The 26,877-nt window shown below is 68.9% G+C and carries 30 protein-coding genes and 1 tRNA gene; 21 read left to right on the forward strand and 10 right to left on the reverse strand.

The features are described 5' to 3' along the window. Positions 1-59: 59 nt before the first annotated feature. The 6 genes from ACX80U_RS09900 (at position 60) to ACX80U_RS09925 (ending at position 6,862) form a co-directional block, all read left to right on the forward strand. The gene (locus ACX80U_RS09900) at positions 60-1,376 is read left to right on the forward strand and encodes an acetyl-CoA C-acetyltransferase (RefSeq protein WP_459268270.1); all 1,317 of its coding nucleotides are present in this window, start codon (positions 60-62) and stop codon (positions 1,374-1,376) included. Beyond that, positions 1,376-2,752, forward strand: a complete 1,377-nt coding sequence (locus ACX80U_RS09905; RefSeq protein ID WP_459268271.1) for a 3-oxoacyl-ACP reductase — start codon at positions 1,376-1,378, stop codon at positions 2,750-2,752. The genes ACX80U_RS09900 and ACX80U_RS09905 overlap by 1 nt, the downstream gene beginning before the upstream one ends. Further along, a complete protein-coding gene (locus ACX80U_RS09910; protein WP_459268272.1) occupies positions 2,749-3,654 on the forward strand; it encodes a MaoC/PaaZ C-terminal domain-containing protein in 906 nt (301 codons plus the stop codon). Before ACX80U_RS09905 ends, ACX80U_RS09910 begins: the two co-directional genes overlap by 4 nt. 153 nt (positions 3,655-3,807) lie before the next feature. Further along, positions 3,808-4,770, forward strand: a complete 963-nt coding sequence (locus ACX80U_RS09915) for a trypsin-like serine peptidase (RefSeq protein ID WP_459268273.1) — start codon at positions 3,808-3,810, stop codon at positions 4,768-4,770. Between the two features lie 101 nt (positions 4,771-4,871). Beyond that, positions 4,872-6,116 carry a kynureninase gene (locus ACX80U_RS09920; protein WP_459268274.1) on the forward strand — a complete coding sequence of 415 codons (1,245 nt, stop codon included), beginning with the start codon at positions 4,872-4,874 and terminating at the stop codon, positions 6,114-6,116. Between the two features lie 8 nt (positions 6,117-6,124). After that, entirely contained in the window at positions 6,125-6,862 is a 738-nt protein-coding gene (locus ACX80U_RS09925) for a M50 family metallopeptidase (protein ID WP_244186144.1), read from the forward strand. 10 nt (positions 6,863-6,872) lie between these two features. Here ACX80U_RS09925 and ACX80U_RS09930 read toward each other — a convergent pair whose 3' ends face one another. Further along, on the reverse strand, positions 6,873-7,148 hold the full coding sequence (locus tag ACX80U_RS09930) for a hypothetical protein (RefSeq protein ID WP_133083081.1): 276 nt from the start codon (positions 7,146-7,148) through the stop codon (positions 6,873-6,875). 219 nt (positions 7,149-7,367) lie between these two features. On the opposite strand from ACX80U_RS09930, the gene ACX80U_RS09935 reads away from it, so the two are divergent. Then, positions 7,368-7,451: transfer RNA gene (locus ACX80U_RS09935), tRNA-Leu, on the forward strand. Positions 7,452-7,618: 167 nt separating this feature from the next. On the opposite strand, the gene ACX80U_RS09940 is transcribed toward ACX80U_RS09935, so the two are convergent. Further along, positions 7,619-8,119 (reverse strand): hypothetical protein, encoded by a 501-nt coding sequence (locus ACX80U_RS09940; protein ID WP_459268275.1) that lies wholly within the window; start codon positions 8,117-8,119, stop codon positions 7,619-7,621. 291 nt (positions 8,120-8,410) lie between these two features. On the opposite strand from ACX80U_RS09940, the gene ACX80U_RS09945 reads away from it, so the two are divergent. Continuing rightward, on the forward strand, positions 8,411-9,034 hold the full coding sequence (locus ACX80U_RS09945) for a maleylpyruvate isomerase family mycothiol-dependent enzyme (RefSeq protein WP_459268276.1): 624 nt from the start codon (positions 8,411-8,413) through the stop codon (positions 9,032-9,034). Next, on the forward strand, positions 9,031-9,153 hold the full coding sequence (locus ACX80U_RS09950; RefSeq protein ID WP_459268277.1) for a hypothetical protein: 123 nt from the start codon (positions 9,031-9,033) through the stop codon (positions 9,151-9,153). The genes ACX80U_RS09945 and ACX80U_RS09950 overlap by 4 nt, the downstream gene beginning before the upstream one ends. 66 nt (positions 9,154-9,219) lie before the next feature. Here the strand turns inward: ACX80U_RS09950 and ACX80U_RS09955 are convergent, their stop codons facing one another. The 4 genes from ACX80U_RS09955 to ACX80U_RS09970 all read right to left on the reverse strand — a co-directional run bounded on the left by ACX80U_RS09955 (position 9,220) and on the right by ACX80U_RS09970 (position 13,334). Further along, positions 9,220-9,417: a hypothetical protein gene (locus ACX80U_RS09955; protein WP_459268278.1), complete on the reverse strand. Its 198-nt coding sequence runs from the start codon at positions 9,415-9,417 to the stop codon at positions 9,220-9,222. A 141-nt stretch (positions 9,418-9,558) separates the two neighbouring features. Beyond that, positions 9,559-10,668, reverse strand: coding sequence for a spore photoproduct lyase family protein (locus ACX80U_RS09960; protein WP_459268279.1), 1,110 nt, complete (start codon positions 10,666-10,668; stop codon positions 9,559-9,561). A gap of 60 nt (positions 10,669-10,728) precedes the next feature. Then, positions 10,729-11,625 carry a LysR family transcriptional regulator gene (locus tag ACX80U_RS09965; RefSeq protein WP_459268280.1) on the reverse strand — a complete coding sequence of 299 codons (897 nt, stop codon included), beginning with the start codon at positions 11,623-11,625 and terminating at the stop codon, positions 10,729-10,731. Positions 11,626-11,705: 80 nt separating this feature from the next. Then, positions 11,706-13,334, reverse strand: a complete 1,629-nt coding sequence (locus tag ACX80U_RS09970; RefSeq protein WP_459268281.1) for an SLC13 family permease — start codon at positions 13,332-13,334, stop codon at positions 11,706-11,708. Positions 13,335-13,578: 244 nt separating this feature from the next. Here ACX80U_RS09970 and ACX80U_RS09975 point away from each other — a divergent pair, with 244 nt between their 5' ends. Then, positions 13,579-14,676 (forward strand): tartrate dehydrogenase, encoded by a 1,098-nt coding sequence (locus ACX80U_RS09975; protein WP_459268282.1) that lies wholly within the window; start codon positions 13,579-13,581, stop codon positions 14,674-14,676. 52 nt (positions 14,677-14,728) lie between these two features. Here the strand turns inward: ACX80U_RS09975 and ACX80U_RS09980 are convergent, their stop codons facing one another. After that, positions 14,729-15,469 (reverse strand): ANTAR domain-containing protein, encoded by a 741-nt coding sequence (locus ACX80U_RS09980; RefSeq protein ID WP_459268283.1) that lies wholly within the window; start codon positions 15,467-15,469, stop codon positions 14,729-14,731. 290 nt (positions 15,470-15,759) lie between these two features. On the opposite strand from ACX80U_RS09980, the gene ACX80U_RS09985 reads away from it, so the two are divergent. The 6 genes from ACX80U_RS09985 (at position 15,760) to ACX80U_RS10010 (ending at position 20,038) form a co-directional block, all read left to right on the forward strand. Then, positions 15,760-16,494 carry a GAF and ANTAR domain-containing protein gene (locus ACX80U_RS09985; RefSeq protein ID WP_459268284.1) on the forward strand — a complete coding sequence of 245 codons (735 nt, stop codon included), beginning with the start codon at positions 15,760-15,762 and terminating at the stop codon, positions 16,492-16,494. 24 nt (positions 16,495-16,518) lie between these two features. Beyond that, complete coding sequence (locus ACX80U_RS09990; RefSeq protein WP_459268285.1) at positions 16,519-16,650, forward strand: hypothetical protein; 132 nt, start codon at positions 16,519-16,521, stop codon at positions 16,648-16,650. Between the two features lie 26 nt (positions 16,651-16,676). Beyond that, complete coding sequence (locus tag ACX80U_RS09995) at positions 16,677-16,904, forward strand: hypothetical protein (RefSeq protein WP_208740406.1); 228 nt, start codon at positions 16,677-16,679, stop codon at positions 16,902-16,904. 72 nt (positions 16,905-16,976) lie between these two features. Continuing rightward, entirely contained in the window at positions 16,977-17,414 is a 438-nt protein-coding gene (locus ACX80U_RS10000; protein ID WP_459268286.1) for a VOC family protein, read from the forward strand. Between the two features lie 142 nt (positions 17,415-17,556). Further along, positions 17,557-18,858 (forward strand): M20/M25/M40 family metallo-hydrolase, encoded by a 1,302-nt coding sequence (locus ACX80U_RS10005; protein WP_459268287.1) that lies wholly within the window; start codon positions 17,557-17,559, stop codon positions 18,856-18,858. 16 nt (positions 18,859-18,874) lie between these two features. Beyond that, on the forward strand, positions 18,875-20,038 hold the full coding sequence (locus ACX80U_RS10010) for an acyl-CoA dehydrogenase family protein (RefSeq protein ID WP_459268288.1): 1,164 nt from the start codon (positions 18,875-18,877) through the stop codon (positions 20,036-20,038). Positions 20,039-20,078: 40 nt separating this feature from the next. On the opposite strand, the gene ACX80U_RS10015 is transcribed toward ACX80U_RS10010, so the two are convergent. After that, complete coding sequence (locus ACX80U_RS10015; RefSeq protein ID WP_459268289.1) at positions 20,079-20,312, reverse strand: DUF5703 family protein; 234 nt, start codon at positions 20,310-20,312, stop codon at positions 20,079-20,081. A 41-nt stretch (positions 20,313-20,353) separates the two neighbouring features. Between ACX80U_RS10015 and ACX80U_RS10020 the strand changes: the two genes are divergently transcribed. Next, positions 20,354-20,641 (forward strand): hypothetical protein, encoded by a 288-nt coding sequence (locus ACX80U_RS10020; protein ID WP_459268290.1) that lies wholly within the window; start codon positions 20,354-20,356, stop codon positions 20,639-20,641. An 80-nt stretch (positions 20,642-20,721) separates the two neighbouring features. On the opposite strand, the gene ACX80U_RS10025 is transcribed toward ACX80U_RS10020, so the two are convergent. Then, positions 20,722-21,657 carry an aldo/keto reductase gene (locus tag ACX80U_RS10025; RefSeq protein ID WP_208741149.1) on the reverse strand — a complete coding sequence of 312 codons (936 nt, stop codon included), beginning with the start codon at positions 21,655-21,657 and terminating at the stop codon, positions 20,722-20,724. A 50-nt stretch (positions 21,658-21,707) separates the two neighbouring features. On the opposite strand from ACX80U_RS10025, the gene ACX80U_RS10030 reads away from it, so the two are divergent. Both ACX80U_RS10030 and mshC read left to right on the forward strand, forming a co-directional pair. After that, positions 21,708-22,532, forward strand: coding sequence for an undecaprenyl-diphosphate phosphatase (locus ACX80U_RS10030; RefSeq protein WP_459268291.1), 825 nt, complete (start codon positions 21,708-21,710; stop codon positions 22,530-22,532). 23 nt (positions 22,533-22,555) lie between these two features. After that, positions 22,556-23,830 (forward strand): cysteine--1-D-myo-inosityl 2-amino-2-deoxy-alpha-D-glucopyranoside ligase, encoded by a 1,275-nt coding sequence (gene mshC / locus ACX80U_RS10035; protein WP_459268292.1) that lies wholly within the window; start codon positions 22,556-22,558, stop codon positions 23,828-23,830. 77 nt (positions 23,831-23,907) lie between these two features. Here mshC and ACX80U_RS10040 read toward each other — a convergent pair whose 3' ends face one another. Next, complete coding sequence (locus tag ACX80U_RS10040; protein WP_244186060.1) at positions 23,908-24,795, reverse strand: PAC2 family protein; 888 nt, start codon at positions 24,793-24,795, stop codon at positions 23,908-23,910. Positions 24,796-24,900: 105 nt separating this feature from the next. On the opposite strand from ACX80U_RS10040, the gene ACX80U_RS10045 reads away from it, so the two are divergent. After that, positions 24,901-25,680, forward strand: coding sequence for an HAD family hydrolase (locus ACX80U_RS10045; protein ID WP_459268293.1), 780 nt, complete (start codon positions 24,901-24,903; stop codon positions 25,678-25,680). Continuing rightward, positions 25,677-26,831: a site-2 protease family protein gene (locus tag ACX80U_RS10050; RefSeq protein ID WP_459268294.1), complete on the forward strand. Its 1,155-nt coding sequence runs from the start codon at positions 25,677-25,679 to the stop codon at positions 26,829-26,831. The genes ACX80U_RS10045 and ACX80U_RS10050 overlap by 4 nt, the downstream gene beginning before the upstream one ends. Positions 26,832-26,877 lie beyond the last annotated feature (46 nt).

A 26,877-nucleotide genomic window follows, 5' to 3' on the forward strand; every position in this document is an offset into this window, starting at 1 on the left:
CCCAGCGTATCAGGTACGCTAGGTATCGGTAATCCACCCCTCGCATCAGGAGCACTCCCATGGCAGATCAGGCCGGGTCGCAGAACGCTGCCCGTACACCCCGCACGGCAGTCGTCATCGGCGGCAACCGCATCCCCTTCGCCCGCTCCGGCGGGGCCTATGCCTACTCCTCCAACAAGGACATGCTCATCGCCGCCCTGGACGGCCTCGTCGCGCGCTTCGGGCTCCAGGGCGAGCGCATCGGCGAGGTGGCGGCCGGCGCAGTCCTCAAGCACTCCCGTGACTTCAACCTGACCCGCGAGGCCGTCCTCGGGTCCGCGCTGTCGCCCGAGACCCCTGCGTACGACCTGCAGCAGGCCTGTGCGACAGGCCTCGAGACAGTGGTGGGCCTGTCCAACAAGATCAGGCTCGGCCAGATCGAGTCCGGCATCGCGGGCGGCGTCGACTCCGCCTCGGATGCTCCCATCGTCGTGAGCGAAGGTCTCCGCCGCGTACTCCTGGACCTGTCGCGCGCCAAGACTCCCCAGCAGAAGATCAAGGCGCTCGGCAGGCTGCGACCGAAGGACCTCTCGCCCAACGCCCCCACCACGGGTGAACCGCGCACCGGCCTGTCCATGGGCGAGCACCAGGCACTCACGACCGCAGGCTGGAACATCTCGCGCGAAGCACAGGACGAGCTCGCCTACCGCAGCCACCAGAACCTCGCGGCCGCCTACGAGCGCGGCTTCTTCGCCGACCTCATGACGCCGTACCGCGGCCTGACCAGGGACGCCAACCTCCGCGCGGACACCTCCCCGGAGAAGCTCGCGACGCTCAAGCCCGTGTTCGGCACGTCCCTCGACACGCCGGCGACGATGACCGCGGGCAACTCGACGCCGCTGACCGACGGCGCCGCACTCGTCCTGCTCGGCAGCGAGGAGTACGCCACCGCCAACAACCTGCCGATGCTCGCGACCATCGTCGACGCCGAAGCGGCGGCCGTCGACTTCGTGCACGGCGACGAAGGCCTGCTCATGGGGGGAGTCCACGCCGTACCCCGCCTCCTGCAGCGCAACGGTCTCACCTTCGACGACTTCGACTTCTTCGAGATCCACGAGGCCTTCGCCGGGACGGTCCTCAGCGCGCTGGCCGCCTGGGAGGACGAGGACTACTGCAAGCGGGTCCTCGGGCTCGACGGTGCGCTCGGCAGCATCGACCCCTCGAAGCTCAACGTCAACGGATCCTCACTCGCGGCCGGTCATCCCTTCGCCGCGACCGGCGGCCGCATCGTCGCGACACTCGCCAAGACCCTCTCCGAGAAGGGCGGACGGGGCCTCATCTCCATCTGCGCCGCCGGTGGCCAGGGCGTCGTCGCGATCCTCGAGGCGAGGAACTGATGGCCGACACGTACCTGGAGCTGGTCAACACCCCTCTGCCCGGAAGGATCGCCAGGGCGCTCGGCCTGCCACGGCCCGCGGTCCTGCGCCGCTACACCCCCGGTGAGGTCCTGGCACCACAGCCCGTCCTCGTCGCCGGGGCGGGTGCCGGTGCGGACGCGCTCGCCGACGTGCTGCTCGGGTGGGACATCGAGGTCCGCCGGCACGTGCTGCCCGGGGAGAAGCTCAGCGCCGCCATCGTCGTCCTCGACCGTGCCTCGTCACCCACGGACCTCACGGGCCCGCTGCTCGAGCTCGGGCAGGCCGTGAAGCTGCTGGTGCCCGGCGGACGCGTCGTCGCCCTCTTCCGTTCCGCAGCGGACACCACCGATCCGGCGGAGGCAGCCGCACGTCAGGGAGTGGACGGGGCCATCAGGTCCGTGGCACACGAGCTCCGGGGCGGGGCCACCGGCAACGGCATCGTCCTGCGCGGCACCGCGACGACGACGGACCCGACCACGCTGGGCGCCCTCCGGTTCCTCCTGTCCGGCAAGAGCGCCTACGTGGACGGGCAGTTCCTCGAGGTGACCGCCGCGTCCGCCGACGGCGTCGTCGATCTCGCTGCGACCACGGGCGCCGAGGGGGAGGGGATCCCCGATCAGCCCCTCGCGGGCCGGACCGCCGTGGTCACCGGTGCGGCGCGTGGCATCGGTGCGAAGATCGCCGAGGTCCTGGCACGGGACGGCGCCCGCGTGATCGCCGTCGACGTGCCGGCCGCCGGCGAGCAGCTGGCGGCCGTGGCGAACCGGGTCGGCGGGACGGCCCTGCAACTCGACATCACGGCGCCGGACGCTGCAGCCCGTATCCTCGAGCACGTCGGAGGTCGCTACGGCGTCCTGGACGTCGTGGTGCACAACGCCGGCATCACCCGCGACAAGCTGCTGGCCAACATGGATGCCGCACGGTGGGACTCCGTCATCGCCGTGAACATCGCCTCCCAGCTGCGCATGAACGAGCAGTTCCTCGCCTCGCCGGTCTTCTCGGAGAGCGGGCGCATCATCAGCCTCGCCTCGACGAGCGGTATCGCGGGCAACCGCGGGCAGACCAACTACGCGGCGTCCAAGGCCGGCGTGATCGGCATGGTCCGCGCCCAGGCAGCGGCGTTCGACGGCGGGGCACGGACGATCAACGCCGTGGCCCCCGGCTTCATCGAGACGGACATGACAGCGAAAATCCCACCGCTCACACGGCAGGTCGCCCGACGCCTCAGCAGCCTGCAGCAGGGCGGCCTGCCGGTGGACGTCGCCGAGGCGATCGCCTTCCTGGCGTCGGACGCCGCAGCCGGCATCAACGGCCAGGTCGTCCGGGTCTGCGGGCAGAACCTGGTCGGCGCATGAACGGCGCGCCGTCCGGCGAGACCGTCCTGGCCGGACTGCCGAGCCTTCCCGGGCTCTACCGGCAGGCGGTCGCGCTCGCCGTGCGCCGGACGATCGGGCGCGCCCCGGTGGCTTCGGCCCTGCCGTCCGCACGGCACCGCGTACACGGCGTCCGCATCGACCTCGCGGAGCTCACGCGCTTCGAGCAGGAGCTGGGTTCGGCCGCGCGGGACAAGCTCCCGTCGGCCTACCTCCACACCGTCGCCTTCCCGGTGGCCATGAGCGTGCTGGCGCGACCCGATTTCCCGCTCCCGTTGCTGGGAATGGTGCATCTGAGCAACGAGGTGCACCAGGACCGTCAGGTCGCGGCCTCCGAGGTGCTCGACATCGTGGCCTACAGCGAGAACCTCCGGCCCCACGCTGCGGGGACCCAGGTGGACGTCGTGACCGAGGTGGACGTGGAGGGCCGACGCGTCTGGACCGGCCGGTCCGTCTACCTGGCCCGGGGGGTCCGGCTCGACGCGTCGGGGCCCCGGACGTCCGACGCAGAGCGGCCACCGTTCACCGCGCCCCGCCCCACGGCCCTCTGGACTCTGGACGCCGGTACCGGCCGCCGCTATGCAGCGGTGTCAGGGGACTGGAATCCCATCCACCTCAGCGGACCCACGGCAAGGGTGCTCGGCATGAGGACGGCCATCGCACACGGTATGTACCTTGCAGCGCGCATGGTCGACCAGGCGGTCGCGGCCCCGACCGGCGCCTTGGACTGGCGCATCGATTTCGCTGCTCCCGTGCCGCTGCCTGCGGTGGTCGCCGCCTCCTTCACGCGCACGCGGTACGACGGCGGGGAGCGTGTCGACGTCGTCGGCTGGTCGGCCGAGCGCCGGAAGCCCCACTTCACGGGGTGGGTGCGCGCGAAATAGTTCCACGGCGTGGCGGCCCTGTCCAGGGACCAGGAGATTTCCAGGGGTAATTCCCCCCAACTGCGCTTCTGCACTGGGCACGGCCGCCACCGCCGGGGCAGACTCCATGCACCAGCCGACGAAGGCCGGCCCCTGTATGGAAAGAGGAGTTTCGTGAACTCTAGAGGTCTCAAAGCCGGCATGATCGCCGCTTCCGCCCTGATGGCATCAGCACTGATGGCGGCAGGTCCGGTCCAGGCGGCACCCTCGGCGGGAACCGTCGTCGCCGGCACCACCGTGTCCCACGCGCAGAACGAGAGCCAGGCCGCCCTCGACGCCTACTGGACGGCCGACCGGATGAAGAGCGCCAGGCCGGCCAACACCATCAACTCCGGCTGGGCCGCCGAAGGACGCTCGATCCTGCCGAAGGCCGGGCAGGAGTCGGTCGCCAAGGCCCCGAAGGAGCCCGTGGTCGAGCAGCGCGCCACCGCGCAGGCGCCGGTCTCCCGGATCGGCAAGGTGTTCTTCACCCTGAACGGCCAGAACTACGTGTGCTCGGGCAACTCCGTCCAGAGCGGCAACCAGAGCACCGTCGCGACGGCGGGCCACTGTACCCACGACCTCGCCTCCGGGTGGGCCACGAACTTCGTCTTCGTGCCCGCCTACAGCAACGGTGCAGCCCCCTACGGCAAGTGGACGGCACGCTCGCTGCACGCGGCGAGCGAATGGGTCTCCCGCAACGACATCAACTACGACGGCGCCTTCGCCGTCGTGAACACCCTGAACGGCAGGACCCTGTCGGCGGCCGTCGGAGCGTCGAGCATCGGCTTCAACATGGCCCGCAACCTCACCTACAGCGCGTACGGCTACCCGGCCGCCTCGCCCTTCAACGGCGAGCGCCTCTTCAGTTGCTACGGCACGGCCTCCGCCGACCGGATCGGCGGCACCCAGTCCCAGGGGATCTCCTGCGACATGACCGGAGGCTCGTCGGGTGGCCCCTGGTTCGTGGGCTCGGGGGCCTCCGGCACGCAGAACTCGGTCAACAGCTTCGGCTACAGCACGCAGAAGAACGTGATGTACGGACCGTACTTCGGCAGTTCCATCCAGTCGGCCTACACGGCAGCGTCCACCCGCTAGTCCTCAGGTCAGCAGTGCACGGGCGGTTCCCCCCGACGGGGAACCGCCCGTGTGCCGTGGTGCGGGCCGGCGGCCTCGGCCTTCCGTCCTAGACTGGGCGCATGCTGGACCCTACTCTCCTCGACCGCGCGGCCGGACTCGACGCCGCAGACCCCCTCGCGCAGCACCGCAAGCTCTTCCTCGGTACCGACGACGATGCGGTGCGCTCCTACCTCGACGGCAACTCGCTGGGCCGTCCCCTCGCATCGGTGGTCGGCAGCCTGACGTCGTTCGTGGAGGGCCAGTGGGGCGGGCGCCTCATCCGCGGGTGGGACGAGGGCTGGCTCACCCTGCCCGAGCAGATCGGCGACCAGCTGGGGCGGGTGGCCCTCGGCGCCGACGCCGGCCAGTGCATCGTCGCGGACTCGACGAGCGTGCTGCTGTACAAGCTCGCACGGGCGGCAGTGGCCGCCCGGCCGGAGCGGACCGAGATCGTGATCGACCGGGACAACTTCCCGACCGACCGTTTCCTCGTCGAGGGCATCGCCCGGGAGCGCGGGCTCACGCTCCGCTGGATCGAGGTGGCCTATGACGGCGGCGCGACGCCGGCCGACGTGGCCGCCGTCGTAGGGCCCGAGACGGCCCTCGTCCTCCTCAGCCACGTCGCCTACCGGTCCGGTTACGTCGCCGACGTCCCCGCCATCACCCGGATCGCACACGACGCCGGAGCTCTCGTGCTGTGGGACCTCAGCCATTCCGTCGGATCCGTCCCGGCCGAGCTGGACGCCTGGGACGTGGACTTCGCCGCGGGGTGCAGCTACAAGTACCTCAACGGCGGACCCGGAGCCCCTGCCTGGGCGTACGTTGCGGAACGGCATCTCGACACCCTCGACCAGCCGATCCTCGGGTGGCTCGGCAGCGCTGATCCCTTCGCCATGGGCTCGGCGTACCAGCCCGCGCCCGGCATCCGCCGGCTGGTCTCGGGCACCCCGCCCATCGTCGGGATGCTGGCGATGCGGGACATGATCGATCTCATCGACGAGGCCGGCATGGACGCGGTGCGCCGCAAGTCCGAACTCCTCACCGCCTTCGCCGTCGAGGCCGTCGACGAGGTGCTTGCGCCGTACGGGGTGGTCCTCGCCTCGCCACGGGTCGCCGCGGAACGGGGCGGCCACGTGACCATCGATCATCCGGCCTTTCCGGCGATGGTGCCGGAGCTGTGGCAGCAGGGGATCATCCCCGACTACCGGAACCCCGACGGCATCCGTCTGGGCCTCTCACCCCTCTCGACGTCGTTCCACGAGGTGGCCCTCGCCATCGACGCCATCGCCGAGGGCCTGGCGGGACACCGGGCCGCAGGCCGATAGTGGAGGGCGTGTTCCTCCAGCTGTGGGAGCGCATCACCGACGGTTTCACCCGGGCGTCCCCGCCGGAGGTGGGCATGCCCGGGCTCGTCGCCATCGTGCTGGTGGCGGCGGTGCTCTCGGTGCCCCGCCGCTCGTGGCGGTTCTTCGGCCTCTTCGTCACGGTGGTCCACGAACTCGGGCACGCGGCCGCCGCGCTCCTGACCCTGCAGCGGGTCACGGGGATCACCCTGCGCCTCGATCACTCGGGAACGACCACCAGCATGGGCCGGCGCGGCTGGCGTGCTGCCTTCACGACGTTCTGGGGCTATCCGGTGCCCGCCGTGGTCGGTGCTGTGCTCGTACGGTGCGCGGCGTACGGCTGGGCGTCAGCGGCGCTCTCCGTCGGGGCCCTCGTGATGATCGCGGCGCTCCTGCTCATCAGGAACCTCCAGGGCGTCCTCATCCTGGGCGGCAGTGCGGCCGTGTCGCTGGTGCTCGTCTGGTTCGGGGGAGCGGCCTCGGCGGGCCACGTCTGCCTCGTCCTCGGCCTTGCCCTGCTGGTGGGCTCCTGCCGCGACTGGGTCAAGGTCGTGCGCGTGCATGTACGACGACGGGACCTCGCGTCGTCGGACGCCTACCTCCTCCAGGGGAGTACGCGTCTCCCCTCCCCGCTGTGGCTAGGTCTGTTCGCGCTCGCCATCGGGATGGCGCTGCTGTCGTCGGTCGGACCGCTGGCGCGGGTCGCGGAGCTCGCCGCCCTCGGGTGAGTGCCGGTTCTCAGGTGCTGCTGCGGCGGTTGTGGCCTGAACTGTAGGGCGCGCCGCGTTGGCGGCACAGGTCGTCGAACAGTTCGTTGACGGCCTGCGAGATGCAGTCGCGTTCGTGCTCGGGCAGGTCGATCAGGCCGTGCAGATAGGCGTTCACCTCGTACTCGTCCACGCCGCCACCCATGCTGAAGTAGTGGATCCAGAGCTCGCCGGGGGAGATGTTGGCTCGCACCATGGCGTCGTACGTCAGGGCGTACTGCTCCTGGCCGGTATTCGTCTCGTCCACGTCGTCATCCCCTGCACTCGGGCTCGGCCCGTCGAGCGGACCGGTGTCGAGGACAGCTTACGCACGTCCTCCCCGGTCGGACCGGGGTGCCAGGAAGGTTGCCGACGCCTCCGTGCGGCGTGTAGGGCCGGGGAGCGTGCCCCGATGCAACGACTTCCCAAAACCCGTGGTAGAGTTTCTCTCGTTGCTTTCGCCGGTTTATACGGCGAAAAACCACCCGCGCGGGTGGCGGAATGGCAGACGCGCTAGCTTGAGGTGCTAGTCCTCTTATTGAGGGTGGGGGTTCAAGTCCCCCTCCGCGCACAAAGAAAACCCCGGTTCGCCGGGGTTTTTTTGTGCCCTCGACCACGCGGAGTGCCCTCTCGACCAGCCTTCGACCACCGCGGCGAGCTACGGCCCCTTGTGGGTACTCGGGGAGCGAATGCAGAAGCCCCGGAGGATGACCCCGGGGCTTCGGTGTGCATCCTGGATCAGGCAGCTGCCGGCGCGGGGATGTCCGTGGGGGTCGGAGCGGGAGCGGGGGTCTGCTCGGCTTCCTCGGCGAGCTCGGCTGCGCGCTTCTCGGCTGATGCGGCCTTCTTCTCGGCCACCTTCGCCTCGACGGCCAGCTTGTTCGCCGCCGCACGCTCCTTGCCGGCGAGGGACTTCGCGTCCGCGGCGGCCTTCTTCTGAGCGGCGGTCGACGTGGCCACCAGCTTCTTGGCGTCGGCGGTCGCCTTCTTCTCCGCAGCCACGGCCCTGGCCTCGGCGGACTTGGCGGCGGCTGCTGCCTTGTTGGCCGCGGCACGCTCCTTGCCGGCGAGGGACGTGGCAGCGGCGGCTTCCTGCTTCACGGTGGACTTCACCTGGGCGACGACGACCTTGGCGGTCGGGGTGGCGGTGGGAGCGGCAGCGGTGGCTGCTCCTGCACCGAAGGATCCGATGATGGCTGCTGCCAGGACGCCTGCTGCGATCTTCTTGCTGATGCTCATGTGGTGCTCCGTATCCGGTGGTGCTGGTGGGGTCCTGGCGATTCAGGCGCTCCTTCAAGGCTAGGAACCGAAACCGAACTGCGCGGACAGGAACGGCAAAGGTTGGCACAGGGTTTACGCAGGCCCGTGCAGAACGGCGCACCCTCGCTGGGGACGACCTCGAGGCGACGAGTCCGGAGTCCTGCCCTGCTGGTCGGGTTCGTTATCGGGATGTCCGCCGGATGTCGATGATTCCGAGGGTTCGGTTGCGTCCAGTAAGGGATCATGAGCCGTACAGGATGAAGGATGGACATGACCAGCGACTGGCAGACAGTGCATCGGGAACGGCGGGCCCTGGCCGAGGACCTCGCATCACTCAGCACCCAGGAATGGGCGACGGCATCACTCTGTGAGGGCTGGGACGTCCACGACGTCGTCGCACATCTCACGGGTCCAGCGAGGACGACCCGGCGTCGCTTCTGGTTGTCGCTCATCCGGGCGGGATTCAGCTTCGACCGGGCGAATGCCCGGGAAGTAGCAGCCGAACGGGCTCCTACCCCTGCCGAGACCCTCCTGCGATTCGAATCCACGATCACCAGCACCACGGCCCCTCCCGGGCCCCCGATCACCCGGCTCATCGAGATCGTCGTGCACGGCGAGGACATCAGATGCCCCCTCGGCCTACGACGCCCAGCCACCCCGTTGGAGCTGCGGGACACCCTGGCGTATGTCGCGCAGGACCGCCTGTCCGGTGGGAAGAAGCGGTTGAACGGCCTGAGACTTGCCGCTACCGACGAAGGGTTCACCGTCGGCTCCGGTCAGACGGTGCAGGGACCAGCGCTGTCGCTCCTGCTCGCGGCGTCCGGACGGACGGCCGCCCTACAGGACCTTCGAGGACCCGGCCTCGCGCTCCTGCAGGGCCGCCTGGGCGCATGAGCACCCGGGCGACGGTGAACCGTCCTCGGACGATCCACCGGTACAGCGCCCAGAACGGGCCCGTGGCAACGACGGAGGCGATCACCGTGCGGCGCGTGGGGGCGAGCAACTCCTCCTGACACGCAGGACGAGGAGATCGACGACGCACCGGCCGCGGTCCCTGTACGCCTCCTGCCCGGCGAACCTCAGGCCGCTTCCGTGTCAGGGAACTCCCGACGGATCGGCAGGTGCACCACGGAAGCCGACCGGCGCTTCCGCAGTGCTGTCTGGATGGGCAGAGGGGGCATGAGCAGACCCCGCCGGACCAGTTCGAGGGTCTGCCGGCACTGCGGAACGGGGACGATCGAGGTGGCGTCGTGGTACTCGCCGGGGTGAACGATCATGGCTTGCTTGTCTTCCTGGGAATGAGTGCATCCAGGAGTGATTCGTTGCCGGCGACCCCTGGGCGGGGTTCTTCACAGAGCAGATGCATTCGGTGCCGCACTCACCCGGGCGCTGGTGGGGCATCAGGGCATCCGGTCGGATCAGGTCCAGTAGAGGAGCCGGGCAGCCGGGAGACGCCGGTCCAGCTCCTCCGTGAACCACTCGCGCATCTCCTTCATGGTCTGCTTCGGGTACACGTACTTCACGCCGCCGAACTTCGAGCGCTTCTGGCTCCGCAGGTCCTCGTCCATCTCGAGCTTGGTCCTGGGATACCAGCCCAGCAGAACCTCCTTGCTCGCGGGGGTGAAGCGGTGCGTGATGATCTCTGCCGTGAGATCGAGATCCTCGATACCGGCGACTGCCGCAGCGACGTCGTCCAACAGAGCGCCGTACTGCTCCCGCCAACCGGGGACGGGCATGACCGGGGCGATCGTCAGACCCACCCGGTAGCCGGCCGTCGCAACAGCACGGAGCGCGGCGAGCCGCGCCGGCATGCGCGCGGTCCCACCCTCGAAACGATCGGCGACCTCCGCGGCATTGACCGAGAAGCGGATCCGGGTCCTGCCCGAGTGGTCGAGGCCGACGAGCTCGCCGACGTCGTCGAACTTCGTGGTGAACCGCAACTGCACATCGCTCCCGAAGTCCCCTGCCCCGACCCGGGTTATCGCTGCGGCGAGCGAGCCGGTCACGCTCTCGATCCCGAGCGGATCGGTGTAGCAGGACAGCTCGAACGTCGTACCCTCGTCGCCGCGCTCGAGGGTGCCACGGGTGACCGATCCCCGACCGGCGGACGTGCGTATGCCGTCCAGCACGTCGTCGACGTTCGCGTACACGCGGGTCACCGGCGGCCCCTGCAACGATCCGGCCAGGTAACAGTACTGGCAGTGAGCGGGGCAGCCCCTGGCCAGGTCGATCCGCCAGTCGGCGCTCGGCGGGATCGGCTGCGGCTTGAGCGCGCTGGGCGGGGCGACGACGACCGCGAGGGTGTTCTTGGCGTACGCGTAGGTTTCGCGCTCGGTGGCGCCGCGGAGGCCCGTCAGTGCATTCCCGGACAGGACCCGGATGTCGTCGACCCCTGCACGCTCGCATCGCCTGATGATCTCGGCTGTGTGCGGCAGATCAGCTGCGGCCCGGGTGATCATCACGTGCTTGGGGACCCACAGCCGGGTCGGAGAGATAGTGGTCAGGTCCAGTTCCCGGGGCGTCGTCATCACTGTGTACAACAAGCTGGACGGCGGGTATGTTCCACCGGACAGCGCACACGGGCGGCGTCACCGGTGGGTGGATGTGCCGTGTTCCCTGGCGACCTCGAGGAAGGACAGCGCCGCCGGTGTGAGGTCCTTCGTGCGGCTGAGGAGTGCCACGTCCAGCCTCGATACGGGTTCGATCTGCAGTGTGCGCAACCCGGACCGGTTCGCGGTCGCCGTCCAGGACGACGGCATGACCGCGTGGCCCACGCCTGCCAGGACCATCGGGAGGATGGAGGTGCGGTGCGCCACTTCGACCACGATCTCCACCTCGACTCCCTGGGCGAGGGCGTCGTCCACCAGCCACCGCATCAGTGAGCCACGCTGGCTGGCGATGAGACGGTGGCCGCTGAGCGCTTCCCGGTGGACGACATCGCCGGCACCGAAGGTGTCCGCCTGAGGATTGACGAGCAGGATCAGGGCCTGCTGCTCGAGTTCGAGCACCGTGATCCCGGGGACCCGGATGGGTCCGTGGGACCCGGCCAGGCCGAGCTCCGAGTGTCCGCTGCGCACGGCTTCGATGACCTCCTCGGGCGTGAACGCCGCTTCGACGTTCAGCCGCATGGAGGGGTTGAGTTCGACGAAACTCGCGATCATGGAGGTGAGGGGTTCGATCCCGGGGGACGGCATGGTCATGATGTCGAGAGTTCCACTCCGCAGACCTCGAAGGGCGTCGACCGCTGAGCGGGCCGCATCGAGGTCCCGCATCACCTGTCGTGCGGGTCCCACGAGTTCCTTGCCCGCTTCACTGAGTACGGCCCGTCGTCCGATGCGGTGGAAGAGCGGGACACCCAGGTCCCGCTCGAGGCTCGCGATGGTCTGGGAGAGCGAGGGTTGTGCGATCAGCAGTTCGTCGGCTGCCCGGGTGAAGCCGTTGCAGTCGACGACGGCAAGAAAGTATCTCAACTTCCTCGTATCCATCGACGCTCCTCGGTGCAGACAGCCGGTCGGTCCACAGACTACGCCCTGCGTGATCCGTGGACCGAGAGGCTACTGGTGTCCTAGGAGCCGATGCCCGTGACGCCGACCATGATCGGGACGATGCTGATGATGAGGATCGCGCCGATGACGTCGAAGGCGAAACCGGTCCTCACCATGCGGGTGATGGGAACTGCGCCGGTGCCGTACACGATGGCGTTCTGCGGGGTCGACACCGGCAGCATGAAGCCGAAGGATGCCGCGAAGGTCGCTGCCAGGGCGGGGACGAAGGGGTCCACTCCCAAGGCCACGCACAGGGGGATGACGATCGGTACGACGACGGCCGCGGAGGCGGTGTTGCTGGTCGTCTCCGAGATGAGGATCGCCAGGATCGCGGAGAACGCGGTGATCGCCACGATGTTGGTGATGCCGAGATTGTTCGATGCCGCGGTCCCGATGGTCTCGGCGAGTCCCGTGTCGGCGAGCAGGGCGCCGAAGATGATGCCGGTACCGAACAGGAGGATGGTGCCCCAGTCGATCTTCGACGCGTCGGACCAGGTCATGGTCGCCTTGCGCTGCTTCCAGTCCGTCGGGAGGATGAACAGGAGGGAGGCACCGAGCACTGCGACGATGCCCTCGTCGAGCCGGTTGTCGAAAAGGGTGTAGAGATCGGAATCAGGGCCGGCGACGAGGCTGGCAACCGCGGGCAGGAGCCACAGGGTGACGGTCAGGCCGAAGGCGAACAGGGTGTTCTTCTCCGCACGCGACATCCTGCCCTGCTCGGCCTTCTGCTCGCGGATGAATTCCTCGACGCCTTCGATCCTGCGGATCTCCGGCTTGTTGAGCAGGAACATGATCAGGGCGAGGACGACGAACATCGCTGCGCAGATCGGGGCGACCGTCGCTGTCCACTGGACGAAGCCGATCTTGACGCCGGTGGCTTCCTCGATGAGCCCGCGGCCGATGAGGTTCGGGGGAGAGCCGACCGGTGTGAGGAGACCGCCGACGCTGGCCCCGTAGGCCAGCATCAGCATCAGGGCTGCACCGACGCGGAGCCGGAGAGGGTCGAAATCGGCCTTGACGACCCCGCGGTCCTGCATGAGCTTCGCGATGACGGCCAGGATCCCGAGGGCGGTCGGCATGAGCATGGCCACCGTGGCGGTATTGGAGACGAACGCCGACAACAGGCACGTGATCAGGCCGAATGCGATGATGATCCGGTAGGTCGACTTCGCGACCCCTGGGATGGACAGGACGGCAAAGGCCAGGCGTTGGGCGATGCCGTGCTTGAGCATCGCCGCGGCCAGGATGAAAGCGCCGATGAAGGTGAAGATGGTCGTCGAACCGAAGGGTGCCAGCACATCGCTCGCCGGAGCGATTCCGAGAAGGACGACGGCAGCCACGCCGACCAGGCCGCCGACAGGGATGGGCACCGGTTCGCAGATCCAGAGGATGATCACGCCCAGCAGCACCGCGGCGAGCAACTGCTGGGAACGGTCCATCCCGGTGGGCAGGAGTGCGAAGATCAGCGCGACGGCGGGAGCCAGGAAGAACCCCAGCGTCTGCCGCGTACGTTCGAACTTCTCCTCCCGCGGCGAGAGTTTCTGCTCGCTGAGGCTCCGGAAGGACTTGCCACCCAGCAGGGCTGTGCGGACGTCGGTCCGGGGACCGGTGGTCGTCAGATCGGTCGGGTCTGCTCGATTGCTGGACATCTTCGTCCTCTCGTCGGAAGGGATGCACTCACTGTGCCCGCGTCAGGTGATTCCGTCCAAGACCGTCTTCCTACTACCCGGATAGGTAAAACCGATCAACGGATCAGATCGGTGTGTCCCTCGCTCCCATAGGCAACACCTATCAGCAGTATTCGAAGAAGCTCTTGGACGCCGGGAGTTCCCGAACGCTCTACTGGAGGAGGTAGGGCAGCCGAATCTGCCACCACTCGACGAGGAGGACGGCATGAGCGCCACCCGGACATTCAGAATCGCATCGATCCCCGCGGACGGCGTCGGCAAGGAGGTCGTCTCCGCCGGTCGCAGGGTCCTCGATGCGCTCGCCTCGCACGCCGGCGGTACGTTCGCCTTCGAGTGGACCGAGTTCCCGTGGGGATGCGAGTACTACGCCGAGACCGGGAAGATGATGGCCTACGACGGCCTGGAGACCCTGAAGGACTTCGACGCCATCTATTTCGGAGCCGTGGGCTGGGAGAACGTGCCGGACCACATCAGCCTCTGGGGTCTGCGCCTGAACATCACCCAGAACTTCGACCAGTGGGCGAACATCCGCCCGGTGAGGTTCCTGCCCGGCGTCCAGTCCCCGCTGCGCAAGGCCGATGACACCGAGCTCGACTGGGTGGTCGTGCGGGAGAACAGCGAGGGCGAGTACGCCGGCATCGGCGGACGCAACCTCAGCGGACGCGGACCGGGGAACGAGGTAGCCCTCCAGACCGCGCTCTTCACCGAGAAGGGCTGCGAGCGCATCATGCGCTTCGCTTTCGACCTGGCCCGCACCCGCACCGTGAAGAAGGTCTCCAGCGTCACCAAGTCCAATGCCCAGCAGTACGGCATGGTGCTGTGGGACGAGGTGTTCGACCGCGTCGCCCTGGATTACCCGGACGTCACGACCGAAAGCGTCCTGGTGGATGCGATGAGCGCGAAATTCGTCCTCAAGCCGGAGGACCTGTCCGTCGTCGTGGCCTCGAACCTGAATGCGGACATCCTCTCGGATCTGGGCTCGGCGCTCGCAGGCAGCCTCGGCCTGGCGGCGAGCGCCAACCTGAACCCGGAGCGCCGGTTCCCGTCGATGTTCGAGCCCGTACACGGCACCGCCCCGGACATCGCGGGCAAGGGCATCAGCAACCCCATCGGTGCCATCGCCAGTGCAGCCCTGATGCTCGACCACTTCGGACTGCACGATGAGGCACGACAGCTCGAATCAGCCATCGAGCGGACCACCGCCGCCGGGCACCTGACCCGCGACATCGGCGGAGAAGCCACCACCGACGACGTCACCGACGCCATCATCGAAGCCCTGGCGCCGTCACCTGCGGTTCTCTAGCCAGGACGTACCGTAGGGGCGCCGGATTGTCGGCACGGATCGTGGTGGGGGTTCAGGTCTCGAAGTGTGTGGCGGGAGTCTGTTGTCCGAGGGATTCCACGACGGCGGCTGCGACATCGCGGAGTTTCATGTTCCGGCCGCTGGAAGCGGCCCGGAGAATGGTCATCGCGTTGTCGTGGCCGCACCGGTTCTGGGCCATGATGATGCCCGCAGCGACGTCGATCGTGGTCCGCGAATTCATCGCCTGGGTGAGGTCGTGGTTCGTTGCCGTGAGGTGGGCGATGTGGACCGCCATGCGCAGCAGCTGGGACGCTTCCGCGGCGAGTCCCTCAGCGGCCACGATGACCTCGTCGTCGAAGACGTCCGGGGCCGTGGCGTAGAGGTCGAGCCCAGCTGCGGCATGGCCCTCCAGGGTGATCGGTATGCCCAGGGCGGAGCGGATGCCGTGCTTGAGGACGGTGGGGGAGTAGTCCCCGAAGCGGTCCTCGGTGGTGAAGTCCTGGACCGTGTAGGTCTGCCCGTCGCGTGCGGCCCGCAGGCACGGGCCGTCGTCGAAGGACAGCTGCACCTCGTCCACTTTTCTGGCGTGGTCGCTGCTGCTGGCGATGACCCCCTTGGTCCTGGGGCGCAGCAGGGTCACGCTGCAGAGGACCTCCCGGGTGTCCGAGGAGAAGGTCTGCGCCACGAATTCGGAGAGTCGGGTCAGGAACTTCTCGAGGTCGGTGCTGTCGAGGACCAGGTCCTGAAGCCGTGCGGGCTCCCTCATCTCATCGTCAGCACTCTTCCCGACCATGCTCGCTCCTCTGTCCACCGGATCAGGCCGCACCCCGGCCGTCCGCGCCCGCGGACGACGTCGTATGGCATTCACGGTAACGGGAACTCCCCGCGCTGTGTGCAGAAGCTGCCCCGAGCACATGGTGGGCACGACCGCCCCTGTCGGTCATGATCACGCAACCGTTGAGGGACCGGAGAGGCTGTGTGCACACTGATCACCAGAAGGGCCGCCGGGCTCCGAGCGCGCCGGCCATGGGGACAACGGTCATCCTTCGCCCACGGGTGGCCGCTGAGTAGCTGGAGGCACGCATGGATCCCGTACCCCCCATCAGTGGACTCGGTGTCCTCGTCGGACGCACGAAGGGTCTCCTCCTGACGGAACACGCCGCGCAGCACGCCGTGGATGACCTCGCAGAAGCCGTCCGGACCGTCATCGAGCGCGCGGAGGGGGCAGGAGTGTCCCTGATCCTGGGCGGGGAGCGGACCAGCGTCGGGTCGACGGATGATTCCGTTCTGGCCGCCGACCGACTCCAGTACGACCTGGGCGAGGGGCCCTGCCTGACCGCATGGGCGACGGCCGAGGCGCAGATCATCGATGACACCACCACGGACGGGAGGTGGAAGCGCTGGAACTCGGCGGCAGCCGATGCCGGTATCCGGTCGTGCGCCACCGTGCCCCTCGTCCGGGGCAAGGAATCGATCGGAGCACTGAAGACCTATTCGGGCATACCGAACGCCTTCACGACCGCTGATGCTCGGGTGCTGTCCCATCTCGCCACCTCAGCAGCGGCCCTGCTCGGCCATATCCGGGCCGGTGACATGCCGCAGCGCATCGATGCCGACGTGACCAGGGCACTCAGCACGAGGGGCACCATCGATCTCGCCCGGGGCATCATGATGGAGCGTCACGACATGGATCCGGATGAAGCCTTCGAGCACATGCTCATGCTGGTCACGGACACCGGCATCACCATGGCCGAACTGGCGACCACCATCGTCGCCCGTCGCGATCTCGACCCCTCCCGATTCATCGGCGGGACCTGATGTACGGCGACCAGCACGACGATCGTGAACGAAACCCGGGCGATCCCCCTGGTCATCACCCTGGCCATCACCCTGGTCATCGCCCTGGGAAGGCGAGCTCGAACAGCACCGCACGCAGTGCCGGCAGCAGCAGGAGTGCGGAACAACGACTCCTGACCAGCAAGGCCATCCATGAAGCGGGGGTGAGCATCTCGGAGGTGTGGTTACGCTATTTCTCCTTCTCCGGCATGGTCGAGGAGTACGAGGTCCACGCATATCTCCAGGCGCTGATCGACCTGCCCCGTCTGCAACGGGACCTCATAGCGCAGGCCGTCAACGAACTGATCGACGAACTGCCCGCCCCCCGACGAGCCCCCTCGGACGCCGACCTCGACCACGTGCCGGACTCCGATCCCGATCCGACCGGGTAGCCCTCGTTGCCGGTGGCCCTCCCGCGCCCAGGGGCCTCGCCGGGGCCATCCTGCCTTGGTAGCGTGTCCCGCATGCCCCTCCGACTCGAGAACGTAGGCATCGCGGTCCGCGACCTGGAAGCGGCGATCGCCTTCTTCACCGACCTCGGCCTCACCGTGCTCGGCCGCGACACGGTCAGTGGGGAGTGGGCCGACACCGCCGTCGGCCTCGACGGCAATCACGCCAGGATCGCCATGCTGCAGACGCCGGAGGGGGATGGTCGCCTCGAGCTCTTCGAGTACATCCACCCGGACGCGATCGAGACGGAGCCGACCCGTCCCAACGAGATCGGCATGCACCGGATCGCCTTCTCGGTGGACGACATCGACGAGGCCCTCGACATCGCCGCACGGCACGGCTGCTACCCCCTGCGTGGCGTGGCGAGATACGGGGACGCCTACAAACTCACCTACGTCCGCGGTCCGAGCGGCATCGTCGTCATGCTGGCCGAGGAACTGAAGAGGAACTGAAGAGGAACTGACCGCACCCCGTGCAGGACGTGACCCCGGCGGGGAAGGCCGGCTGTCCGATGCCGACGGAACGGGAAGGCGTGGCCGGTCGGGCGGTGACTCTCGGTAGGCTGGAGCAGTAACCGCTACCCAGGAGGACCACGTGGGCATTACACCCGAAGATGAAGTTGTCAGGATCTGCCAGGAACTGATCCGTTTCGATACCTCGAACTTCGGGGACAACGTCGGCCCCGGGGAGAGGAAGGCCGCCGAGTACACGGCAGGGCTCATCGAGGAGGTGGGCCTGTCCACGCAGATCTTCGAATCCGCGCCCGGTCGCGCATCCGTCGTCGCCCGCATGGAGGGCTCGGATCCGTCGCTGCCCGCACTGGTGGTGCACGGTCACCTGGACGTCGTGCCGGCACAGAAGGAGGACTGGACCGTCGACCCCTTCGGCGGCGAGGAGAAGGACGGCCTGATCTGGGGGCGCGGCGCCGTGGACATGAAGGACATGGACGCCATGATCCTCTCCGTCCTGCGGTCCATGCAGCGTGACGGCATCAAGCCGCAGCGCGACCTCATCTTCGGCTTCTTCGCGGACGAGGAAGCGGGAGGCGCCTACGGTGCATCCTGGCTGGTCGACAACAAGCCGGAGGTCTTCGAGGGGGCCGCCGAAGCCATCTCCGAGGTCGGCGGCTTCTCCGCGACCATCGGCGGGCAGCGCACGTACCTCCTGCAGACGGCCGAGAAGGGCATCTCCTGGCTGCGGCTCGTGGCCCACGGGCGCGCCGGCCACGGCTCGCAGATCAACACCGACAACGCCGTGACCGCGCTCGCGCGCGCCGTCACGCGGATCGGGGAGCACCGCTGGCCCATCGAGCTGACGCCCACCACGCGCCAGTTCCTCGACGGTGTCACCGAGCTGACCGGGGTCGAATTCGATCCCGACAACCCCGACGTGCTCCTGAAGGAACTCGGTACCGTGGCGCGCTTCGTCGGGGCGACCCTGCAGAACACCGCGAACCCCACCGTCCTCAAGAGCGGCTACAAGCACAACGTGATCCCGGGCACCGCCGAGGCCCTCATCGACGTGCGTACCCTGCCCGGCCAGCAGGACCAGGTCCTCGAGATCATCCGGGGCCTCGCCGGCGACGGGGTCGACGTGACCTACGAGCACAAGGACACCTCGCTCGAGGTCCCGTTCGCGGGCAACCTCGTGGACTCCATGATCGACGCCCTGCACGCCGAGGATCCGGGCGCGAAGGTGCTGCCCTACACGCTCTCGGGAGGCACGGACAACAAGTCGCTCAGCCGCCTCGGCATCACCGGCTACGGCTTCGCCCCGTTGCAGCTGCCCGACGAGCTCGACTTCACCGGCATGTTCCATGGCGTGGACGAGCGCGTGCCGGCAGATTCCCTCCGCTTCGGCGCCAAGGTGCTCGCCCGCCTGCTGACCACCTACTGAGCGGCGGGGGAGCGGGATGACGACGGCGGACCGGTCCGCCTACCTGACCGAGGCGATGCTGGGGCGGTTCAGGGAACGCGCCGCGGGCTACGACGCGGCCAACGCGTTCTTCCACGAGGACTTCGCGGAGCTCGTGGACTCCGGCTACCTCCGGATGCTCGTCGAGACACCGCCCGGCGACGAGGGTGGGATGGGCAGGGCTGCTGCTGCACAGCGCGTCCTCGCCGCCGCCGCTCCGGCGACCGCGCTGGGCGTGAACATGCACCTCGTCTGGACGGCCGTGGCGGGCCTGCTCGCCGACCGCGGGGATGCCTCGCTCCAGTCCGTCCTCGACGAGGCGGCCGGGGGCGAGGTGTTCGCGTTCGGTGTCTCGGAACCGGGCAACGACGCCGTCCTGTTCGACTCCCTGACGCGCGTGGAAAGACTCGCCGACGGCGTCCTCAGCTACACGGGCACGAAGGTTTTCACGAGCCTGTCCCCGGTGTGGACCCGCCTCGGGATCTTCGGCCGGCTCGAGGGGCTCGACGGCGACGACGATGCGATCCTCCATGCCTTCGTCCCCCGCGGCACCCCCGGCGTGGACACCGTGCCGGACTGGGACCCGCTGGGGATGCGTGCCACGCAGTCGAACACCACGCGGCTGACCGACGTCCGTGTGCCTCCCGACGCCGTCTTCCGGCAACTACCCGTGGGCCCCACCGCGGACCCGCTGGTCTTTGGCATCTTCGCCGCCTTCGAGACCCTGATCGGCGCGGTCTACCTCGGGATCGCCGACCGCGCGCTCGACCTGGCGGCGGAATTCCTCGCCGCGCGCCGTAGCCATGTCGCAGGCCGCGCCCTGTCCGATGATCCGGTGCTGAGGAATCTCCTGGCGGGCGTCGCGATGCAGCGGACGGGCGCGGACGCCGAACTCCGCAGCGTCACGCAGGACCTCGACGGTCGTGCAGGCGAGGCGTCCCAGTGGTTCGCACGCCTCGTGACCCTCAAGACGCACGCGGTCGACGCGGCGGTCGCGGCGACGTCCGCCGCCCTGCACGTCGGAGGAGGATCGGGCTTCTCCGCGTCGTCCGAGGTGGCGCGGCTGCACCGGGACGCCCTGGCCGGACAGTTCCATCCGTCGACCCGGGAATCCGCGCGGGCAACGGTCGCCACGGCCCTGCTCGGCCCGCCGACCGCCTAGGCGGGGTGCCGTGGCGAGCGGGGCTCCGTCCCGGTCCCGGTCACGCCGTCCGTTCCACCCGCAGCACTTTCCGCCGGAGCCAGTAGCGCCTGCTGCCGCCCAGGTAGATGCAGCTGCGTTCGAGTTCCCACTTGCCGTACTCGGCATGCTCGGTCAGGAGTTTGCGCGCGGCCGGCAGGGGTTCACCCGCATTGACGGTCAGCACCAGGTACTCGTACTGGCGCCCGTAGTCGCGCTTTCGGACGGCGGTCGCGTTCAGAAAATGTTCTCGCATATCCCTCCAATTCTGCCCACTTTACCGATAACGTCTAATCCATGAGCATAGATCCGCGTGTCGCGCTCCAGTCCCTCGTGACGGCCCTCGAAGAACACCTTGCGGCGTCGGCATCACGACGGCGGGAGGACGATCCGGCGGTCGAAGCGGCCTATCTGGGCATCGCCGACGCGTTCGAAGTCTACGAGGAAGCCCTGTACGACGCCTTCGGGGAAGTGACACCACTCGAGATCTACGAAGAGTCCGACGACGACGAGGAGGACGGGGACGACGATCCGGAGGACGCCGACTACGCGTCCGACCTCGTCGAAGCCGAAGTGGAGCACTGACCGGCCGATCCGGAACCTCCGGACCCCACCGGCCGGAGCAGTACCCGGGGTGGAGCGCCGCATCCCGCACGCGGGTGGGGTCAGCCCTGCAGGACCGATACCTCGTCGAGCACTTCAGCAATGGGCTCCGCCACAGGAGCTCCGCTGGTCTGCAGGATCTCCTTGAGCTGCTGCGCGGTGCGTGCCCCGACGATCGCGGAGGCCACACCCGGCCGGTGCAGGAGCCAGCGCAGGGCGAGTTCGTGCGGTTGGAGATCCAGTCCCCGTGACGCCGTGCAGAGTGCCTCGGTGATGCGCTGGGGCTTGCCCGAGAGGTAGGGCTCCACATAGGGCGCCCACACGTCCGAGGCTCCACGGGATTCGGAGGGGATCCTGCCACGGTACTTGCCGGTCAGCACACCCCGACCCAGCGGACCCCACGCCAGGATGGCAGCGCCGAACGCTTCCGCCGAGGGAAGGACATCCCGCTCGGCGCCGCGGCTCAGCAGGGAGTACTCGACGTCGTTCACGATGAGCGGGAAGGAGGCGGTCGCCGCGGCGCGTGCGAACTCCCAGCCGGAGTAGTTGGACACCCCGACGTACCGCGCGCGTCCTGTCACATAGGCGGACTCGAGCGCACTGAGGGTCTCCTGCAGCGGGACCGCGGCATCGGGAGAGGGCGCCAGCCAGAGATCGACGTGGTCGGTGCCCAGCAGCGACAGCGAGGCGTCCAGCGAGTCCAGGAGTCCGCGGCGCGAGGCGTCCAGGCGCCGGCTACCGGATCGGGTCGTGCCGCCCTGCACCACCACCACCAGTTCGGAGCGGGCCACGGTGTCACCGATGAAGCTGCCCAGCATGGCCTCGGCCTGGCCCTCGCCGTAACGGGCAGCGGTCTCGATGAGCGTGCCGCCGGCTTCGGTGAAGATGCGCAGCTGCTCGCGGGCGGCCTCCTCGCTGACCTCCTGGCCCCAGTTCATGGTGCCGAGTCCCAGAGCCGAGACCGTCAGTCCGCTCGCTCCCACGTTTCGCCGTTGCATGGAGCCAAGCCTAGAGCCTTCCCTGCGCCGCATGGCTTAGGGTCGTAGACGTGAAGTGGATAGAAGCAGTCATCCTGGGGTTCGTCCAGGGCCTTACCGAGTTCCTACCCATTTCATCGAGCGCACACCTGCGCATCGTCGGGGAGCTCCTGCCGAATGCGCAGGACCCGGGTGCGGCGTTCACCGCCATCACGCAGCTGGGGACGGAGACCGCCGTCATCGTGTTCTTCTGGCGGGACATCGTGCGCATCATCACGGCCTGGTTCGGCGCGCTGAGGGGCTCGGTGCCGAGGAACGACCCGGACGCCCGCATGGGGTGGCTCGTGATTCTCGGCAGCGTACCGATCGTGGTCCTCGGGCTGCTGTTCCAGGACCAGATCGAGAGCACGTTCCGCAGCATGTGGATCGTGGCCACCATGCTGATCGTCTTCGGCCTCATCCTCGCCGTGGCGGACCGCGTGGGCCGTCAGACGCGCGACCTCCACAGCCTCACCTACCGGCACGGCATCCTCTACGGGCTGGCGCAGGCGATGGCCCTGATCCCGGGCGTGTCGCGGTCCGGCGGCACGATCACCGCGGGCCTGCTCATGGGGTACACCCGCGAGGCGGCAGCACGGTACTCCTTCCTGCTGGCCATCCCCGCGGTGTTCGGCAGCGGTGTGTTCCAGCTCGTCAAGAGCTACGACGAGCCCGGGCCGTACGCGCTCCCGGAAACCGCGGTGGCGACGGTCGTGGCCTTCGTCGTCGGCTTCGCGATCATCGGCTGGTTCCTGAAGTTCGTCAGCACGCGCGGCTACGGGCTCTTCGTCTGGTACCGCATCCTGCTCGGTCTCGCCCTGTACCTCCTGCTCGGCTTCGGCGTCATCACCGCCTGACGCCGGGCCGTAAGGTAGAACGTGTGATTGCGTGGAATTCGACTCCTGTCCCAGAACTCGACGGCACCCAGTCGGGCATCAACCTGTTCGACACGGCAAGCCAGGAGCCGGCACCCCTCGGGGACCATCCCGAGCGCAGCCTCTACGTCTGCGGCATCACCCCCTATGACGCGACCCACCTCGGCCACGCGTCCACGTATGTCGCCTTCGACCTCTTGAACCGCACCTGGCGCGACGCCGGGGCAACGGTCTCCTACGTCCAGAACGTGACCGACGTCGACGATCCGCTCCTCGAGCGCGCCACGGCCACCGGCGTGGACTGGCGTGAGCTCGCCGCCGAGCAGATCGCCCTGTTCCGTGAGGACATGGAAGCACTGAACGTCCTGCCGCCCGACCACTACATCGGAGCCGTGGAGGCGATCGACTGGATCGTCCCGGCCGTCGAGGAGCTCGTGGCGCGCGGACTGGCCTATGCCGTGCCGGGCGAGGGCGGGGAGCCCGACGGCGACATCTACTTCTCCCTCGACGCCACCGCCACGCTCGACGCGAGCGACCCTGCCTCCTGGTTCCTGGGCCAGGTGTCGCACCTGGCGCCCGACACGATGCTCGCCTTGTCCGCGGAGCGTGGTGGCGACCCCCAGCGCCCGCACAAGCGCAACGCGCTCGATCCGCTGCTCTGGCGGTCCGAACGCGCCGGTGAGCCCAGCTGGTCCGGCGGCACGCTCGGCCGGGGCCGTCCTGGCTGGCACATCGAGTGCGCGGTGATCGCGCAGCGCTTCCTGCCCGCGCCCTTCACCGTGCAGGGAGGCGGCTCGGACCTCGTATTCCCCCATCACGAGATGAGCGCGTCCCACGCCTGGGCGTCCGGTGGCACCCCTCTGGCCGAGCACTATGCCCACGCCGGGATGGTCGGCTACGACGGCGAGAAGATGAGCAAATCCCGCGGCAACCTGGTGCTCGTATCGAAGCTGCGCCGCGAGGGCGTGGACCCCGCAGCCATCCGTCTCGCCATCCTCGCGCACCACTACCGCTCGGACTGGTCCTGGACCGACGGCGTCCTCGAGGAGGCGGTGGCCCGCTTCGACCGTTGGCGCCGCGCCGCGGACGGGGCGGCAGCGGCCGACGTCGTGGCGGTGCGCGAGCAGATCCGCGTATGCCTGGCTGACGACCTCGACGCGCCCTCGGCCCTGGCCGCGGTAGACGCCTTCGCCGCGTCCGCACACGGTTCCGTGGGCGATGCCGCCGGCCGGCAGGGCCTGGCGGACGTGGTCGACGCGCTGCTCGGCGTCCGGCTCTAGCAGCGGCCGCAGCGGAGCTGCCCGGTCGAACGTGTCCGTGCGCGTGGCGGCCCGTCCTGCCGGGCCCGTCAGGACCGCTAGTCCCGGCGGCGCTTCTTCAGGTAGCGCTCGAACTCGCGGGCGATCGACTCGCCGCTCGCCTCGGGGAGGTCCACGGTGTCCTTGGCCTCCTCGAGCTGGCGCACGTACGCGGCCACCTCCGGGTCCTCCGTCGCGAGCTCGTCCACGCCCCGTTCCCACGCCTCGGACTCCTCCGTCAGGACATGGGTGTCGACCGTGATCTGCAGGATCTCCTCGAGCTTGTTCAGGAGGGCCAGCTGCGCCTTCGGCGACGGGGACTGACCGACGTAGTGCGGTACGGCCGCCCACAGCGACATCGTGGGGATGTCCGCGAGCAGGCCCATCTCGGCCAGCACACCGACGATGCCGATGGGTCCCTCGTAGGTGGACGGTTCGACGTCGAGGCTCTCACGGACGAGGTCGTCGTCCGAGGTGACCGTCACAGGGATGGGCCGCGAGTGGGGCACGTCGGCCAGCAGCGCGCCGACCAGGACGATGCAGTCGACACTCAACTCCTTCGCGAGCGCGACGAGCTCCGCGGTGTAGGCGCGCCACTTGTAGGAGGGCTCGACGCCGTTGACGAGGATCAGGTCGACGTTCGAGTCGGGGACGACGGCCTTGCTGATCCGGGTGTTGGGCCACTTGATGCGTCGCTGGCCGGAGGAGTTCCGCTTGATCATGGGACGGGTGAACTGGAAGTCGTAGAACTCGTCGGCGTCGATGGTCGAGATGCGCTCGCTGCCGAAGAACCGGCCCAGGTACTTCAGTCCGTCGCTGGCCGCCTCGCCGGCGTCGTTCCAGCCCTCGAACGCGGCGAGCATGATCGTGATGCGGCGCTCGGGTTCGCCGGCATCCTGGAAAAGGTCCTGTACGCCACTGGGCTGGTTCTCTTCGAAGCTGTCCACGTTCTCACCCTAAACCCCGGTGCGCGACCATGTCAGGCGGGGTTCCGCGGCTACGCGCAGAGCAGATGTGCGGGCCTGTCAAGGGGTCGCCGTAGACTGGAAGGTATGGCCAACCACCCCACCGGCAGCGTCCAGACCCTTCCCCGCACGGCCCCCCGGAGCGACGGCTCCGCAGCCGACGGGAACCTCGGCGGACTGCAGGGCGTGCTGTGGGACATGGACGGGACGATCGTCGACACGGAGCCGTACTGGATCCGGGCCGAGAAGGAACTGGTCGAATCCCACGGTGGCACCTGGACCACCGAGCAGGCCACCCTGCTCGTCGGCCAGGCCCTCGAGTACTCCGCCGGGCAGCTCCAGCAGGCCGGCGTCGACCTCGACGTCCGTACCATCATCGAACACCTCACGGAGCGTGTGGCGGCGGACGTGCGCACGGAGGTGCCCTGGCGCCCGGGGGCGAGGGAGCTGCTGGCAGCCCTCCGCGCGGAAGGCGTCCCCTGTGCGATGGTCACCATGTCGGAGAGCCTCCTCGCCGGTGCGGTCGCCGCGCGGCTGCCCGAGGGCACCTTCTCCCACCTCGTCACGGGGGACCGCGTGAGTGCCGGCAAGCCCGACCCGGAGGCATACCAGCTGGGCTTCGACCTGCTCGCAGCGGACCACCCGGGCCTCAGCAAGGACCGCGTCGTCGCCGTGGAGGACTCCCTTCCCGGCGTCACCTCCGCCCTCGCCGCCGGACTGGTCACGCTCGCCGTCCCCCACTTCGTGCCGCTGCCGCCCGACGACCGCCGCACCGACTGGGACACCCTCGAAGGACGGACGCCGACCGACCTCGCCGCGCTCCTGCCCGGGAACAGCCGGTCCGAGGGCGCGGGGAACGGCGCATGAGTCGAGGACAGCAGGTTCCCCCGAGGGAGGCGAGCCCCGGGCTCTCCCTCGGGCGCATCGCCGGCATCCCGGTGGTCCTGGCCTGGTCGTGGTTCGTCATCACGGCCTTCATCGTTCTCGTCTTCGGGCCCCGCGTCAGTGGCGCCTTCCCGGAGATCGGGCCCGGCGCCTACGGCGTCGCCCTCGGGTACGCCCTGCTCCTCGCCGCGTCCGTGCTCATCCACGAACTGGCCCACGCCCTCACCGCCCGTGCCTTCGGCTGGCCGACCACGCGGATCGTCCTGAACCTGTGGGGCGGACACACCCAGTTCGCGAGCTTCAACGCCTCGCCCGGCCGGTCCCTGGCGGTCGCGCTCGCCGGCCCCGCCGCCAACTTCGTCCTCGCGGGTCTGGGGTGGGCGCTGCTCCAGGCCATGACGCCCGGCTCCGTGTCCTACCTCCTCGTCACCATCCTGGTCTGGGCCAACCTCCTCGTGGCCGCGTTCAACGTCCTGCCCGGCCTGCCGCTCGACGGCGGCCGCCTGGTCGAGAGCGCGGTGTGGAAGGCGACCGGCAGTCAGGAGAAGGGCACCGTGGCCGCCGGGTGGGCAGGGCGCATCATCGTCGTCCTGCTGCTCGGCGTGGTGGTCGGCGTACCGCTGCTCCAGGGGCGCGGCCCGGACCTGACGGTCATCCTCATCGCCGTGGTCATGGGTGCCTTCCTGTGGCTGGGCGCGACGGCCGCCATCGAGAACGCACGCATGCGTCAGCGCCTGCCCGCCATCAGCGCGGGACGGCTCCAGCAGCGCGCACTCGGCCTCCCCGCCGGCACCACGGTGCTCGCCGCCCGCCGCCTGCTCCGGGAGAACCCGGGCGCCGCCGTCGTCGTGACCGGCGCATCCGGGGTCCCGGAGGCCGTCGTCGACGAGGCCGCACTGCTCGCCGTCCCCGAGGAGGCTGCGGGGACGACGGCGGTCAATGCGACCGCACGTCGCCTCGCCGCAGGGGCCTATGTGCCCGAGTGGGCCGAGGGGCAGGAACTCGTGCAGTTCCTCGCACGCCTCGAGGGCAGCGAGTACGCCGTGGTGAACCGCCAGGGCGCCGTGACCGGCCTGCTCCACCAGCGGACCGTCGTACAGGCCATCACCGGTAAGACCACCCCCGGCGCCTGAGGGCCCCGGGGCATCGCCCACCCATCTCCACCTCATCCATGCCGGT

It is taken from the genome of Arthrobacter sp. TmT3-37 (genome assembly GCF_054510835.1).